Genomic DNA, 14704 nt, shown 5'->3' with positions numbered 1-14704 from the left:
TGCCCCGGGCCTCGTCCCGGGCGGTGCGCTACGCCACCCGGCTCACGGCGGTGTCCTTGCGGTGCTCCACCCGCATCCTCAGGTGCGAGGGGCGCAGCGTCACCGTGAGCACCTCGGGGGCGAGCTCCTGGCCGTCCACCAGGGTGACGTTCAGCCGCTGCACCATGGTCGCGACGATCAGCTGCTTCTCCATCAGGGCGAAGTGGTTGCCGATGCAGGTGTGCGGGCCCGCGCCGAAGGGGAAGTACGCGTAGCGCGGCAACTGCTTCTCGCGCTCCGGTTGGAAGCGGTCGGGATCGAAGCGCTCCGGATCCGGGAAGAACTTCTCGTCGCGGTGGATGATGTAGGGCGGCATGAGGATCATCTGCCCCTTGGGAAGACGGTACCCCGCGACCTCCAGGTCCTTCGTGGGCGCGCGGGCGAGCATGAAGATGACGGGGTAGAGCCGCAGCGACTCCTTGATGACCTGGAGCGTGTAGCGCAGGTGGGGCAGGTCCTCGAAGGCCGGCGGGCGTCCGCTCAGCACGGTGTCCACCTCCTGGCGCACGCGGGCGAGCACCTCGGGATGGCGCGCCAGCAGGTACCACGTCCAGCCCAGCGAGAGCGCGGTCGACTCATGCCCGGAGTAGATGGTCATGAGATCGTCGTGGAGCTGATCCTCGCCGATGGGCTGGCCCTCCTCGTCGCGCACCCGCACGAGCGAGGACAGCATGTCCTTGCGCTGCCCATGGTCCACGCGCCGCTGGCGGATCATCTCGCGGAAGGTCGTGTCGATGGTGCGCAGGGCCTCGCGGACGCGCTTGTTGCGCGCCGTGGGCCAGGAGAGGGGAATCCGCACGAGGCTCGAGGTGAGGTACTCGATGTGCTCCAGGGCCTGTCCCATGGCGCCGAGCAGCTCGTTCGTCTCGTGGCGGTAGTCCACGTCGAAGAGCGTCTTGCCGATGATGCGCATCGTCAGGCGGGCCATCTCGTCGTGGACGTCGAACGTCTGTCCGTCGCGCCAGCCGTCGATGGCATCCAGGGTGTAGCGCACCATGGTCTGCGTGAAGTGGGCGAGCTGCTCGCGCTGGAAGCTCGGCGCCAGGAGCTTGCGCTGCTTGCGGTGCTGGGGCCCGTGGAGCAGCACCAGGCTGCGCTCGCCCACGAGCGGGGTGAAGGTCTTCACCAGGGGGCCGCCATCCACGTCGTTGGCGTGGCCGTGCAGGAGGGTGTGCGCGATGCTCCCGGAGGTGACCACATGGGTGGAGACCGGACCGAGGCGGATGGTGCCGATCTCCCCACAGGTCTCCTTGAGGTCCCGGAACAGCTTCAGCCGCTGGTGCCGGAACTCGGAGAGGTTCCCCTGGAGGAAGCCGCCCGGAAACCGGGGGATGGGCCTGGCGGTGGTGGTGGTGAGGGGGGTGAACTCAGGGGCCGGAGCGGGGGCAGGAGCTTCCATAAGTCGAGTCGTACACCGTGACTCCTGGAGTCTCCAAGACAACGGCGCTGGATTTTTCCAGGAGTAAACCGCCTTCCTGGGTAGACCCGTCGGACCTTACCTGCATTGCAGGCCTAGCCAGGATCGGTCGAACCGGCGGGCGCGCAAATCCTGCTCGCGGATGAGGAGGTAGAGGTTGCCTGCGTCCCCCCAGGTGAAGCCGCTCTGGTCATCCGAGCCGATCTGCCACAGCAGGCGCCAGGAGGAGGCACCGGGCTCGAGCTTGCGCGCCTCGGGGGAGGCGTAGGCACGCGAGCCGCCGCAGTGCAGCCCATGGGAGACGAGCTGGGCCTCCAGGCGGGCGTCGTTCTGTATCCACCAGGGATGGCCCTCCACCTGGTGGGTGTGTTCGCCGCCGGTGAGCCGCTCGCGCAGCACGGCGTAGTCATCCACCTGCTCCTGGCCCCATTCGTCCGCGGGCAGGGGCGCGCGGCGGTCCCACGGGTCCGGCAGGCAGACGCCGAGCCGGGGCTCCAACCGCAGGGGCAGATCGAAGGCCAGGCCGGCGTCCTCCAATTCCCTGGGGGGCGCGAGGGGCACGGCCTCGTCGCTGCGTGGTGTCCAGAGGAGCTTCCAATACTGGCTGTCCTTGGGGTCGTACCCCCAGCGTTGCTCCTGGGCGTCGTAGAAGAGGGAGAGGACGCCGTCGTTGGGCAGGTGGGGCAGGGCCTCGCCCCGGCACGCGGCGAGCTCGGCGAAATCGAGCTGGCCCACGAAGACGAGCAGCCCGCGGGGCGAGCGGGGCCACTGCGTGCCCGGTGGGACGAGCGGGTGTCCTCCGTAGCGGCACCCGGGCATGTCCGGGTCCTCCGCGTCCCGGGCGGAGAAGAGGAGGCAGGGCGCGGCGACGGACTCGAGGCGCTCGTGCCAGGCGTGGAGTGAGGAGGGAAGGGGAGGGAGCTCGAGCATGGGCGCGGGAGGCTATCCGACCCGGGGCGGCTCCGTGGTAGGGAAGGGCGCATGCTCACGCGCACGCTCGACCTGGACGGACCCGTTCACTACATGGACTTCGGCGGCACCGGGCCGACGCTGGTGCTGGTGCACGGACTGGGGGGCTCGCACCTCAACTGGATGAAGGTGGGGGAGAAGCTGGCCCGGCGGGCGCGGGTGGTGGCGGTGGACCTGGTGGGCTTCGGCCTGACGCCGCCGGAGGGGCGCTCGGCGAGCGTGCACGCCAACCAGGCGCTGCTGGACCGGTTCATCCAGGCGGTGTCTCCGAACGAGCCGGTGCTGCTGATGGGCAACTCCATGGGCGGAGCCATCTCGGTGCTGCAGACGGCGCGGCGGCCCGAGCGGGTGTCCGGGCTGGTGTTGGTGAATCCCGCGCAGCCCCGGGCGGAGGACACGAAGATGGAGCGGAGGGTGCTGGCCCAGTTCGCGCTCTACGTGATTCCGGGCGTGGGGGAGTTCTTCGTGAAGCGGCGCGCGGCGCGTTTCGGACCGGAGAAGCTGGCGCGAGGCATGCTCAAGCTGTGCTGCCAGGATTTGAATCGCTTCCCGGAGGGGGTGGTGCAGGCGCACGTGGACTTCGCCCGCGAGCGGCACGAGCGGATGCCCTGGAGCCATGACGCGTTCGTGGAGGCGGCGCGCTCACTGGTGAAGCTGCTGCTGCGCAAGCAGCAGTACCGGGAGATGGAGAAGGGCATCCGGGTGCCCACGCTGCTGGTGCAGGGCTCGGAGGATCGGCTGGTGCCGGTGACGAACTCCCGGGAGCTGGCGCGGGTGCGGCCGGACTGGACGTACGTGGAATACCAAGGAGTTGGCCACACGCCGATGATGGAGATTCCGGACGAGTTCATCGCGACTGTGGAAACGTGGATGGATGGGCCGGGCCGGAGTGCGCTGGGCAATGGAGAGCGGGTGGCGCGGGCTTCCTGAGTTAGAGTCGGGCGCATGAGCGCGCCGAACATCCGCCGGGCCATCCAGCTGCTCCCCACGTGTGCCACCACGGGCATCGGGAGTCTTCCGCACACGCAGCTCGAGATGGGCCTGCAGGCCGCGCTCGCGCTGGACATTCCCTTCCTGCCGCAGCTGCCGGTGGGGAGGCCCGCGGAGTTCATGATTCCGCAGGCGCTCGAGGGGTTGCCGGGCCTGAGGTGGGACGACGAGGGCATGTGCACGGTGGACCTGGGGGCGTGGGAGGCGGGGCGCGGGGACTTCCTGGCGCGGCTGGAGGCGGGGCTGTCCTCGGGGGCACTGGAGGCCTTCGAGCCCTCGCTGGACAACTGCCGGGCGTGGAGGCCGTTCCTCTGGGAGGTGGAGAACCGGAAGCTGGCGTTCGCGAAGGCGCAGCTGGCGGGGCCCTTCACGGTGCGCTCGGTGGCGCGCACGAGCGAGGGGCACGCGACGCTGGACGTGCCAGGGCTGGACGAGGCCATCTTCCGGCTGGTGCTGGCGCGTTCGCTGGGGATGGTGAAGGCACTGAGGCGGGCGGGGACGACGCCGCTCTTCTTCCTGGACGAGCCGGGCCTGTACGCCTTCCAGCGCTCCAACCCGAGGCACCTGCTGGCGATGCAGGAGCTGCGGCTGCTGGTGGTGGCGCTGCAGCGCGAGGGGGCGCTGGTGGGGGTGCACTGCTGCGGCAACACGGACTGGGCGAACCTGCTGGACGCGGGGCTGGACGTGCTGTCGCTGGACGTGAGGCTGTCGCTGGACGCGGTGCTGGAGGAGTCGGGAGCGTTCTCGCGCTTCCTGGAGTCGGGGGCGACGCTGAGCCTGGGCATCATCCCCACGGACCTGGCGTCGACCTACGCGGTGGACGAGCTGGTGGACGCGGTGGAGGTATCGCTGAAGGCGGCGCTGCCACCGGGACACGGTTTCGAGCGAGTGGGCTCTCAGGTGTTGCTGACGCCGGCGTGTGGGCTGGCGATGCGCACGGTGGTGGACGCGGAGCGAGTCCTCGAGCAACTCAAGGTGGCCCAGCGGCGGCTCCGAGAGGCACTGTCAGCCGAGCAGTCCACCCCGAGGTCCCCGTACGCCAGCTGAGCCCCCACCCCGGAGGGATTGAATCCGTGGCAAGCCCCCTCTCCCTCTGGGAGAGGGCGGGGGGGGAGGGTCTACGCCGGCACTCAGCGTCCGAGCTTCAGCTCGCGCTCGGCCTGGGCCCAATCCTGCTCGTGCTGACCGTGGCCGCCGCCGCGAGCGACGAAGAGCTCATAAGCGCGCCGGGCGATCTGCTCATGGGTGGGGCCGTTGCGGTGGGAGGCCGAGGCATTGCGAGCCGGGGTCTCCGGCATCTGCTGGGTCGGTGCGTTGTGGGACGTCTTGGAGTGCGTACGTGCCATGCGGGGCTCTCCTCCAGGAGCAAGGGAAGACTGCGGCCCGCAGCATCGGCATGGGGCCGGGGGAGGGAAATTGGCCCCGTGAGCCTCCGTTGTCGGAGAGACACGGTGAACGGGAGTCTGTCCTCCAACGGACGGTCCTCAGTCGCGAAGCGCACCGGCGCTGACAGCGGCCTCGAGCGCCTTGTGCATGGCGGTGCTCATGCCGAGCGAGGAGGCCTCATCGGGGGTGCACCAGCGCAGTTCCTGGAAGGCGGGGGCGCGGGTGGGGTGCTGACGTCCGGTGACGCGCAACAGCCGGAGCGAGAGGGCGCGGTGGGTGAGCTGCCGGCGCACGGTGCCGAGGTGCCCCCGCACACGGACCTCCGCGCCGAGCGCCTCGGCGAGCTTCGTGGCGGAGTCGGGGTCGGGCGTGTCGTCCTCGACCTCGGCGGCGGGCAGCTCCCAGAGGCCGCCGAAGAGACCCTTCTCGGCGCGCCGGGCGAGCAGCAGCCGGCCCTCATGGGCCCAGACGGCGACGGCGAGCGTCATGCGCTTGGGGGCGGCGCGCACCTTGGCGGGAGGCAGCTCGTCCACGCGGCCATGACGGTACGCGAGACACTGCTCGCGCACGGGGCACAGGAGACACAGGGGATTCTCCGGGCGGCACACGGTGGCGCCGTGCTCCATGAGGGCCTGGTTGAAGTCACCGGGCCGCTCGCCGGGGACGAGCGCGGTGGCGAGCTCCCACAACCGGGCCTCGCGGGCCTTGTCTCCGGGGACGCCCTCGACCTCGAAGAGGCGCGAGAGGACGCGGGCCACGTTGCCATCCACGAGGGGCGCGGGCTCGCCGAAGGCGATGGAGGCCACGGCCCCGGAGGTGTAGCGGCCGAAGCCGGGGAGGGTGAGCAGCTCGGCGGCGGTGGAGGGGAGCCTGCCGCCGAAGCGGGACACGATCTCCTGTGCGGCGCGGTGCAGGTTGCGAGCGCGCGAGTAGTAGCCGAGCCCGCGCCACCCGGCGAGCACGTCGGGCAGGGGCGCGGCGGCGAGCGCCTCCACCGTGGGGAATCGCTGGAGGAAGCGCTCCCAGTAGGGGATGACGGTGGCCACCTGGGTCTGCTGGAGCATGACCTCGCTGAGCCAGATGGCGTAGGGGTCGCGGGTGCGGCGCCAGGGGAGGTCGCGCTTCTGCCGGTCGTACCAGGCGAGCAACCCGGCGCGGATGGCCTCACGGCGCGCGGGCTCGACGAGGGGGGCGGGGGAGGACGCCTTGCGCTTGCGCGGAGAGCTCATGTGCGCGGAGGGCTCACGGCGCCTTGGCGGCGTTGACGATGCGGCGGGCCACGCGGTCGAAGAGGGCGGGGACCCAGCGGTTGGCGAGCACCATGACGCGGCCGGGAAGGGTGAGGACCGTTTCCCGGCGCTTGCGGCGGCTGGCGCGCACCATGGCGGAGGCCACGGTGGCGGAGCTCATCGCGTTCAAGGGGATGGCGTCCTGCTTCCAGCCCTCGGCGTTGAGGCGGGCATCGCGGAACTCCGTCTCGGTGAGGCCGGGGGAGACGAGCAGCACGGAGATGCCCTCGGCGGCGAGCTCGGCGCGCAGGGACTCGGTGAGGAGATTCACGGCGGCCTTGGAGGCACCATAACCCCCGAGCAGCGGCAACCCACGGTGGCCGAGCACGGAGCTGACGTTGACGACCTGGGAGCCGGGAGCGCGCTTGCGCAGCAGGGGCAGGGCGGCGCGGGTGACGCGCACGAGGCCGAAGAAGTTGATGTCGAAGACCTGGCGCAACTGCGCCTCGCTGAAGCCCTCGACGGGGCCGTAGAGCCCGAGGCCGGCGTTGTTGACGAGGATGTCGAGCCCGCCGAACGCGGTCTCCGTCTCGCGCATGAGACGGTGCACCTCCTCCTCCACGGTGACATCGCAGCGGACGGGGAGGGCCCGCACGCCGAGTGCTTCCACTTCACGCGCGGCGTCCTGGAGTTGGGACTCGCGGCGGGCGGCGAGCACGATGTGGGCGCCCTGGGAGGCGTAGGCGGAGGCGGCGGCGCGGCCGATGCCGCTGGAGGCGCCGGTGATGAGGACGACCTTGCCCTGGAAGTCTCTGGTGGCCATGAGGCGGGGCACCTTAGCGGCTGGCGGGAGCGGGAAAAGGACCTGCTGGGGAGTGCCTGCACGCCTGTCCCTCTTTCGACTTCAGCGAGCCAGCGTCTAGGATGCGCGGCCTCCCATGCGGCGCACTTCCTTCGCCAACGATTTCTCCTGGTCCAAGAGCCGTCACGAGAAGCTCCAGGAATGCCTGAGGGCCTACTACTTCTACTACTACCGCTCCTGGGGCGGTTGGGAGTCAGGGGCGCCGAAGGAGGTGCGGGAGCTGTACGTGCTCAAGAAGCTGGGCAACCGCTACGCGTGGGCGGGCAGCATCGTGCATGACGCCATCAAGGACGCGCTGCTGGACATCCGTGCGGGGCGGGCGGTGGAGCCGGAGAAGGTGGAGGCGAGGGCGCGCAAGCTGATGCAGGACGACTTCCGCTATTCGCGGGGCAAGTCGTACTGGACGCAGAAGTACCGCAAGACGTTCTCGGGGCTGGTGGAGCACGAGTACGACGAGTCCGTCGCGGACGAGGCGTGGAAGCAGAACTGGGAGACGGTGCGCTCGGCGCTGGCGTGGTTCTTCAGCTCGCGCTGGCCGGAGCTGGCGCGGGGGCTGAAGCCGGCACAGTGGCTGGAGGTGGACGCGGGGGCGGACTTCTCCACCTTCACGATGGACGGGGTGAAGGTGTTCGCGATTCCGGACTTCGCGTACGTGGACGCGGAGGGCGCGCCGGTGGTGGTGGACTGGAAGACGGGGAAGGTGCGCGAGGGGTACGACGAGCAGGTGCTGGGGTACGCGTTGTACGTGTCGCAGCGCTACCGGCTGCCGATGGAGAAGGTGCGCGCGTCGCTGGTGTACCTGAACGACGGGGTGGAGCATCAGGTGCAGGTGGACGCGGACGCGGTGGAGGGCTTCAAGGTCCGCTTCGCGCAGAGCGTGGCGCGGATGCGCGAGCTGCTGGCGGACCCGGCCAGCAACACGCCGAAGGACGAGTCCGCCTTCCCGCAGACGGAGAACCTGTCGTCGTGCACGCGCTGCGCCTTCCGCCGGCCCTGTGGACGCGAGGCCGCCGCGGCGAAGGTGGCCTGAGTCCAAGGGGCGAGGGCTGATGAGTGGGGGCGTTGGTGTAGTGGGACAGGCGTGCCGGAATCCCTTTGACATCATTCGCAGCCAGTCCTCAGAGTTTCTGGATGAATACCCCGAAGACATCCGCAGGATTCCTTGCCCCCATCTTCATTGTCCTGCTGACTTCCTGTAGCGCCACTCGTCACACATCCCCTGTCAGTTCCAAGGAACTCATGGGGCTCGTGCTCCTTATCGAGGAGACAGCCGACGGGCAGGCAACCCACTCCTGGCGGAGCGTTGGAGATTTCGACTTCTCGCAGTTTCACTACCTGTCAAGCAGCAACAGGCTGTCCGCGAGCATTGTCTTTACTGCGGCTAGTCCGCGCGACTGCCATGCGGAGTTCAATGATTGTCAGGATAATTGCTTGGAACGGCCCCTTGCTCCCGGATATGAACATGTCAAGCAAGGAAGTGGCGCACATCGCCGCATCTGCAGAGATGGATGCTGGCAGGCCTACCGGGACTGTGAGGAACTGCAAGAACTGCGAGGGCGCCAGACTCAAGAATTCACTGCCACAGATAGCGCTATTGAATGGCTGAAACGCAACCGCCATGCGGTTGTGGTTGGAAGCGGCGTTGTTATCGCGGGAGTGGTCTTTGTTGTGGTTTCCGCTGGGGCTGGGGCTCTCATGCTCGCACCTGCCATGCTGTTGGCCTCGTCGGAAATCATTGCTGACCCGCGCCTTGTGACGGTGTCCCCATGAACATGCATGAACTTCTTCCCCAGGTGCGGGAGTTGCTCGTACGCCTTCGGACAAGCGCCTCCTCGGAAGAGAAAGAACTCCTGGCGGTTGCCTATTTCGCTCTGGACTTCATTGAGGTGACGGGCAACTTCTATCCCTTCGAGGCGTTTCTCCAGAGTTGGAACAGTCCGGAGGGCACACTTCCCACGTTGGCGTCCTTTGGCTCTCGCGAGGAGGCGGAGACTTGGTTGAAGGAGCACCCGGAACCGCCGCATGGGGCCTATGTCCTGGTTTCCGGCCAGCCCTACGCCGTCTTCTATTTCCGCCACCTCGACAAGAGACTGCTACTCCCGACCCCCTCTCTCGAGAAACGCACGCTGGAGTGAGAACCACGGCATTGCGTGGAGCAGGTCGCGAGCATCTGGCGCGACTTGGAGTGCTTGGCCAGGGTGCGCGTAAGCTTCGAGCCGCATCAGGCAAGCTAGCGGAATGGCCAATCCGGGGGGCGAGCAGGGTCTTTCAGGGTGAAGTTCCCATAAACCCAAATCCAGCGTTCATCGTACAAGTTCGCGAGAGGTTGCTTCGCTCTACCGTCTTTATCCCAGGGCTGGAGATGCGAATCGAGTTCACAGAAGGCCAAATCCAACTCGCCGGCTGCCTTCAATTCGTCCGCTCGACCCAGGACGGAGGCAAGTACGGCATGATCGAAGGACTGGAGCCCGAGATCTAATGGGCTTAACTCGACTTCGTACTCCAACATCCGCTCGTTGAGCGGGAATACCTCAAGCCCTGGCTTCTTCAAAAACGATCGCAGCGTCTCTTCGAGTTGCTTCAGTTCTTTTTTGACCTGTTGCTCATACACTCCGAGGATACGTCGCACGGTCTGCGCGTCGGCATCAGTAATCGAGCCGGGTCGTGGCAAGGACAGGAACTTGCGGATCGCGTCGGCTTCGTGCCTGGGTTGGAACTTGGTTGGAATCGTCCGCCGGGCTTCGGTGATGCAAATGGATGGAAGGTGTAGTTGCAATTCCCCGCGGCCCGCGCGCTCCAGGAGTTCCAGGGCAGCGGGAACTCGATGGTGCTCAGGCGTGGCAACATCGACAACCCAGTTGGTTTCGACGAAGACGTGTTTCATCTAGCAACGCCGGATGAGAGGGCGCTCCTTGGTCCGGCAGCTCGCACCTGACCCTCATTGAGCGCGGGGACGACATACTCCTCAAGTGCCTCTCTCAGTCCTGGCGGGAGTTTCTGTCGCTCTGAGTCCGTTGAGATCCCTTCGAGCCAGCGCTGAAACGCCTGCTCCAGGGCGAAAGCAGGTTGGGAAGGAAATGCAGCAGCATCCATCGGTAGGACTCGAAGCCCTGTGAGCGGGAATTCACCCACGCACTCGACGGATGCCAAGCCAGGGCGGCTGTAACTGTCGTTATAGATCCAGAGCTTTTCCGGTGTAACCAACAGCCCAACCGGACATCGCATACTGACCATGTACCGTTTCAGCTGTTCTTCCGCGTGTGACTTGTCGGTCAAGGAGCGCTTCACCTCGGCTACAAGCGAGACTCCAAGTCCCTCGGATGCAGTGACGATGACATCTGGCTCGAACGGCATGGACAGAGAATATAGCGACTACCAAGGTACTGCATCATGCTTGCTTGCCGGAGTGCCAGACAGGGTAGTCCCATGTGTGTAGGAAATAAGTGACCAGTTCACATCAAGCTCCAATCAGGGGGAGAGTGGAGCTAACCGCTCCTCTCCAGGCCAGCTCTTCCGTCGCGAACTCAAACCCCGCTGGTTCCGGCTCACCGTCCCTGGGACAGGCGGCGTACCACGACACCGGCCGCGTTCATGCCGAACACGGAGGTGACGAAGGCCACGCTGCCGTCGATCTGGTTGCGGTGCTCGCAGCTGTGGAAGTCGTTGTCGTTGGGGCACACGCAGGAGAAGCCGTCGTCCGAGTCATAGCGCAGGGACAGGGGCTGGCGCCGCTGCTCGATGGAGTAGACGGCGGTGATGCCCGTGGGCCGCTCGGTGGGCACGCCGTACTTGCGCTTGAGCAGCTTGCGGATGTCCTTGGCGAAGGGATCCATGTGCGTCTCGCACAGGTCCTCCACGCGGATGGCGGTGGGGTCCAGGCGGGCCGCGGCGCCCATGGAGCTCACCACGGGAATGCCCAGGCTGACGCACCGGTGCAGCAGGTGCAGCTTGGCCTTCACGTTGTCGATGGCGTCCACCACGTAGTCGTAGCTGCCCGGGGCCAGCAACTGGTCGGCCAGCTCGTCGCGGTAGAACTCGCGCAGGCCCTGCACCTGGGCGTCGGGGTTGATCTCCTTGCAGCGCTGCGCCATCAGCTCCGCCTTGGGCTTGCCCACCGTCTTCGCGGTGGCGTGCAGCTGGCGGTTGCCGTTGGTGACGCACACGGTGTCGAAGTCCACCAGCGTCAGCTGGCCGATGCCGCTGCGCACGAGGCCCTCGGCGGCGTAGCTGCCCACGCCTCCCAGGCCGAAGACGATCACCCGCGATTTCGCCAGCCGCTCCATCGCCGGGTCTCCGAGCAGACGGCCGGTGCGGTCGAAGCGCCGGTGCAGCTTGAAGGGCTTGGGCTCCGAGGGAGCGGGGGTGCCAGTGGCGGCGGGGACGGCTTCCGGGGGAGTGGGCTGCGGATTCATGAAGGGCCTCTATAGCGCGACCGCCTCCCTACCGCTAAGGCCGGGGAAAGGCTTCCCGGAACAGGCGGCGGGCGTTCTCGGTCGTCCGCTGGGCAAGCTCCTCCACCGGCTGCCCCAGCACCCGGGCCATGCCCTCGAGGATGTGCGGCAGGTAGCCGGGCTCCGAGCGCTGCCCCCGGTGGGGCGTGGGCGCCTGGTCCGGGGCATCCGTCTCCACCATCAGCCGATCCGGCGGGATGACGCGCAGGGCGTCCAGCGGCTTGCGTGCCTCGGCCCAGGTGACGGGGCCCGCGAAGGAGAAGTGGCAGCCCTTCTGGATGTAGAAGCGCGCCAGGTCCACGCCCCCGCCGTAGCTGTGCATGAGCACGCCGGCCTCGGGCAGGGGCTCCTGCTTGAAGAGCTCGATGAGGGCGGGGTGCGCTCGGAAGCAGTGCATGAGCACGGGCAGGTCGTGCTTGCGCGCGAGCGCCAGGTGCCGCCGCAGCACCGCCACCTGCCGCTCCATGGGCGCGCCCGCGGCCGAGGGCCCGTCCAGCCCACACTCACCCACGGCGATGGCGCCGCCCTGGGAGAGCAGTGCATCCAGACGCTCGAGGTGTGCCTCGTCCTCCTCGGGTGGGAGGTCGGGGAGCAGTTGGGGGTGGATGCCGAGTCCTACCTGGAGGCGCGGCTCGGCGCGGGACATGGCGAGCAGGGGCTCCCAGTTGTCCGGTCCCACACCGGGGACGAGGATTCCGTGCAGTCCGGCGGCCCAGGCGCGGGCGAGCACCTCGTCCCGGTCCGGTTCGAAACGCGACGCGTCGAGATGGCAGTGGGTGTCAATCATCGGAAAGGTCCGGTGGCACTTCGTTCGTCCGCCGTTCAGCCCGCGACAGCCGCCGCGATGTGGCGCCCAGGTTCAGTCCCCGAAGCCAGGGGAGCGAGCCTATACGCACGCGGCGGTTTCGGAGGATCCATATGACCAAGCGTGTTGTCCTGGGTGCGCTCGTCAGCGCGCTGATGATGGTGGCGACGGGCTGTACGGAGGAGTGTGTCGATCAGATCGACTGCCTCAACGAGAAAGGGGAGCCGGGCGAAGGCAAGCGGTGGGCCTGCGTCGACAACAAGTGCCAGGAACAGGACATCACTCCCACGCCGATCCCCGATGGGGGAACGCAGACGGACGCGGGCACGGATGCGGGCACGGACGCTGGTACGGATGCGGGCACGGACGCCGGTACGGATGCGGGCACGGACGCGGGCACGATGACCGTGGGCAAGGATGGTCCCTGCACCGACTCCATCAACTGCATGGGCGGCCTGCGGTGCGAGGGGGCCACGGGCAGCAAGACCTGCCAGCCGCTGCACCTCGCGGTGACGGCTTCCGTGAACAGCGGGGCCGGTCCCATCGAGGCGGTGGCCGTGCGCGCGGAAGCGGGCGCCGCGCCGTTCGAGCTCAGTGAGGCCGCGGGCGCGAGCCGCTTCCCGCGTTGGAACAAGGACGGCTCGGCCGTGGCCTTCGTGCAGGAGGAGACCGCGGGCAGCCCGGTGCTCGTCTCCCGGACGATTCCGCTCGCCACGGGGCAGAAGACCGACCTCACCACCGCCGCGGCGGCCAGCACCGAGGACTTCCGGCACATGGAGTGGGAGCCGTCGTCGAACGTCGCCTGGACCCGGAAGTCGGGGGCGAGCATCACGGGCATCTCCGTCTTCGAGATCCTGAGCGCCCTCGTCCAGACGGCCAGCCCCAACGGGGGGTTCCCCTCGTGGAAGGACGACCAGAGCCTCTTCTACAGCGCCGCGGGCTCTGGCCTGTTGTCGGTGACGCTCGGGGGCTCATCCTCGGATGTGGGCGGGAGCTCGGGCGGTGAGCAGCCCCGCTACAACCGGGTGACGGACTTCCTGCTCTATCTCGCCAGCACCGGCTCGACGAACTTCGCGGATGGCTCGCAGTCCCTCTACAAGCTCCTCACCCTGCCCGCGGCGGGGGCGGCGAGCTCCAACGAGATCGCCACGGTGAGCACGCCGACGGCCGTGACGGGCGGTGAGCTCAAGTCCTTCATCACCGCCCACGACTGGGCGCCGGACGGCACGTACGTCGCCTACGTCCGCGCGTTCTACTTCGACCCCGATGGGGACACGGCGCCTTCCATCATCTGCGGCAACACGGGGGCCGAGGCCTGCGGGGCCCAGGCGGGACCCAACGTCTACCTGCAGCGCATCGATCCCACGACGGGCCAGGCGTCGGGGGCTCCCGTCCTCGTGTCGGAGAACGCCACCCTGCCTTCGGTCTCTCCGGATGGGCGCTACGTGGCCTACATCCAGGGCCAGCGCCTCTACGTGCGCGGCATCAACGCGGATGGCACCCTGAGCAGCGAGCCGGCCACCGTGCTCACCCCGACGACCCTGAGGGTGCAGACGGGCCTGGGCAACGACCACCGCCCGCGTTGGCAGCCGCGGTAGTCCCCTGACGCATGGAGCAGGGCCTGGCGCCCGCGTCCCGGAAGCCACGGGGCGCGGGCGTTGTCCTGTGTACAGTCGGCCGCGTCCGGAGGCCGGGGACTTGCCTCCCGGGCCAAAGCGACGTACCCAGGCGCCCCCGTTCCCGCGCCGCGGGCCGCTCTTGCTTGGGGAGGACCTGGATGAAGCTCCACGCCGTGCTCTGTCTGCTGGCCCTGGCCGGTTGCGCGACCCTGCCGTCGTCGCGTTCCTCCGTCGCTGGAAGCGGAGGCCCCGCCGGGGACGTGCAGGGAGTACCGGAGCCGGTGCGCATGGAGACGCCCGCGGGCACCTTCCTCGTGCACCCCAACAACGCCGAGGACCTCGGCAAGCTGCTCGCGGGCGAGCCCACCGACAAGCAGTACATCTCCATCACGGACGTGCCCTGAGGGCCTCCGCGTGGGCTCACCACTCCCTTGGGGCCACGAGGCCGGTGGGGGAGGGGAGACTCAGCCTTCCAGGACGATGCGCCGTCCCAGGGCCCGGGTCATCTGCTGCGAGGTGACGAGCTTGAGCACCTCGAAGCTCTCTCCGCCGGCCGTGTCGTAGGCCGCCGCGATGAGATCTCCCAGGGTGAGCAACGCCGGAGCCGCCCGGCGATGGGTGCTCCTCCGGGGCGTGGGCATTGTCCTGCGTCCCTGCCGCTGGACCGAACCGCGCTTGCGTGTCGCCGTCTTGGCCATGGTGTCCTCCCACCTGCTGCCCGTGGGTCGATGGACTGAACAGGCCCAAATGGAATGCATGCGGCATGCCAGGGGCTCGTCCGCCTGCCTGTCTCGAAGAATCAGGGACTTGCAGTCACCACTTGCCTCGGACCCGGGGGAGGGATTCCAAACTTCGTTCAATGTTCCGTGGGGGAATGACTCGTTTCGTTGAGGCTTTTCGTACACATCTGACATGGGAGTCAGGTAAGGCCACCGGC

Annotated in this window: 17 protein-coding genes; 7 read left to right on the top strand and 10 right to left on the bottom strand. The window is 68.0% G+C overall.

Translation table 11 applies throughout. The features are described 5' to 3' along the window. Nucleotides 1-28 precede the first annotated feature (28 nt). Both Q664_RS34455 and Q664_RS34450 read right to left on the bottom strand, forming a co-directional pair. Entirely contained in the window at nt 29-1438 is a 1410-nt protein-coding gene (locus Q664_RS34455; protein ID WP_052519026.1) for a cytochrome P450, read from the bottom strand. 96 nt (nt 1439-1534) lie between these two features. Then, nucleotides 1535-2386 carry a YwqG family protein gene (locus tag Q664_RS34450; protein WP_043405488.1) on the bottom strand — a complete coding sequence of 284 codons (852 nt, stop codon included), beginning with the start codon at nt 2384-2386 and terminating at the stop codon, nt 1535-1537. Nucleotides 2387-2437: 51 nt separating this feature from the next. Here Q664_RS34450 and Q664_RS34445 point away from each other — a divergent pair, with 51 nt between their 5' ends. Beyond that, complete coding sequence (locus Q664_RS34445) at nt 2438-3355, top strand: alpha/beta fold hydrolase (RefSeq protein ID WP_052519025.1); 918 nt, start codon at nt 2438-2440, stop codon at nt 3353-3355. 15 nt (nt 3356-3370) lie between these two features. Next, the gene (locus Q664_RS34440; RefSeq protein ID WP_043405486.1) at nt 3371-4462 is read left to right on the top strand and encodes a uroporphyrinogen decarboxylase/cobalamine-independent methonine synthase family protein; all 1092 of its coding nucleotides are present in this window, start codon (nt 3371-3373) and stop codon (nt 4460-4462) included. Nucleotides 4463-4545: 83 nt separating this feature from the next. On the opposite strand, the gene Q664_RS34435 is transcribed toward Q664_RS34440, so the two are convergent. The 3 genes from Q664_RS34435 to Q664_RS34425 form a co-directional block, all read right to left on the bottom strand. After that, nucleotides 4546-4761 carry a DUF2934 domain-containing protein gene (locus tag Q664_RS34435; RefSeq protein ID WP_043405483.1) on the bottom strand — a complete coding sequence of 72 codons (216 nt, stop codon included), beginning with the start codon at nt 4759-4761 and terminating at the stop codon, nt 4546-4548. Nucleotides 4762-4899: 138 nt separating this feature from the next. Beyond that, the gene (mutY, locus tag Q664_RS34430) at nt 4900-6030 is read right to left on the bottom strand and encodes an A/G-specific adenine glycosylase (RefSeq protein WP_043405480.1); all 1131 of its coding nucleotides are present in this window, start codon (nt 6028-6030) and stop codon (nt 4900-4902) included. 13 nt (nt 6031-6043) lie between these two features. Continuing rightward, on the bottom strand, nt 6044-6853 hold the full coding sequence (locus Q664_RS34425) for an SDR family oxidoreductase (protein ID WP_043405477.1): 810 nt from the start codon (nt 6851-6853) through the stop codon (nt 6044-6046). A gap of 115 nt (nt 6854-6968) precedes the next feature. On the opposite strand from Q664_RS34425, the gene Q664_RS34420 reads away from it, so the two are divergent. From Q664_RS34420 to Q664_RS34415, 3 genes are all read left to right on the top strand, one after another. Then, nucleotides 6969-7922 (top strand): PD-(D/E)XK nuclease family protein, encoded by a 954-nt coding sequence (locus Q664_RS34420; RefSeq protein WP_043405474.1) that lies wholly within the window; start codon nt 6969-6971, stop codon nt 7920-7922. A gap of 101 nt (nt 7923-8023) precedes the next feature. Beyond that, nucleotides 8024-8662: a hypothetical protein gene (locus tag Q664_RS61495; RefSeq protein WP_075207592.1), complete on the top strand. Its 639-nt coding sequence runs from the start codon at nt 8024-8026 to the stop codon at nt 8660-8662. Then, nucleotides 8659-9027, top strand: coding sequence for a hypothetical protein (locus Q664_RS34415; RefSeq protein ID WP_052519024.1), 369 nt, complete (start codon nt 8659-8661; stop codon nt 9025-9027). The genes Q664_RS61495 and Q664_RS34415 overlap by 4 nt, the downstream gene beginning before the upstream one ends. Before the next feature lie 95 nt (nt 9028-9122). Here the strand turns inward: Q664_RS34415 and Q664_RS58250 are convergent, their stop codons facing one another. The 4 genes from Q664_RS58250 to Q664_RS34405 form a co-directional block, all read right to left on the bottom strand. Continuing rightward, entirely contained in the window at nt 9123-9776 is a 654-nt protein-coding gene (locus tag Q664_RS58250) for a hypothetical protein (RefSeq protein WP_075207591.1), read from the bottom strand. Beyond that, on the bottom strand, nt 9773-10246 hold the full coding sequence (locus tag Q664_RS59495; RefSeq protein ID WP_160174562.1) for a hypothetical protein: 474 nt from the start codon (nt 10244-10246) through the stop codon (nt 9773-9775). The genes Q664_RS58250 and Q664_RS59495 overlap by 4 nt, the downstream gene beginning before the upstream one ends. A gap of 191 nt (nt 10247-10437) precedes the next feature. Continuing rightward, complete coding sequence (locus Q664_RS34410; protein WP_043405470.1) at nt 10438-11304, bottom strand: tRNA threonylcarbamoyladenosine dehydratase; 867 nt, start codon at nt 11302-11304, stop codon at nt 10438-10440. A gap of 34 nt (nt 11305-11338) precedes the next feature. Next, the gene (locus Q664_RS34405) at nt 11339-12130 is read right to left on the bottom strand and encodes a TatD family hydrolase (protein WP_043405467.1); all 792 of its coding nucleotides are present in this window, start codon (nt 12128-12130) and stop codon (nt 11339-11341) included. 131 nt (nt 12131-12261) lie between these two features. Here Q664_RS34405 and Q664_RS34400 point away from each other — a divergent pair, with 131 nt between their 5' ends. Both Q664_RS34400 and Q664_RS34395 read left to right on the top strand, forming a co-directional pair. After that, complete coding sequence (locus tag Q664_RS34400) at nt 12262-13746, top strand: TolB-like translocation protein (protein WP_043405464.1); 1485 nt, start codon at nt 12262-12264, stop codon at nt 13744-13746. A 179-nt stretch (nt 13747-13925) separates the two neighbouring features. Beyond that, a complete protein-coding gene (locus tag Q664_RS34395; protein WP_043405461.1) occupies nt 13926-14171 on the top strand; it encodes a hypothetical protein in 246 nt (81 codons plus the stop codon). Between the two features lie 60 nt (nt 14172-14231). Here the strand turns inward: Q664_RS34395 and Q664_RS34390 are convergent, their stop codons facing one another. Beyond that, entirely contained in the window at nt 14232-14465 is a 234-nt protein-coding gene (locus tag Q664_RS34390) for a hypothetical protein (protein ID WP_043405458.1), read from the bottom strand. Between the last annotated feature and the right edge of the window lie 239 nt (nt 14466-14704).

This window comes from Archangium violaceum Cb vi76, assembly GCF_000733295.1.
Lineage (GTDB): Bacteria > Myxococcota > Myxococcia > Myxococcales > Myxococcaceae > Archangium > Archangium violaceum.
The sequence above is the reverse complement of the archived record's forward strand: the minus strand, read 5'-3'. Positions and strand labels throughout refer to the sequence as shown.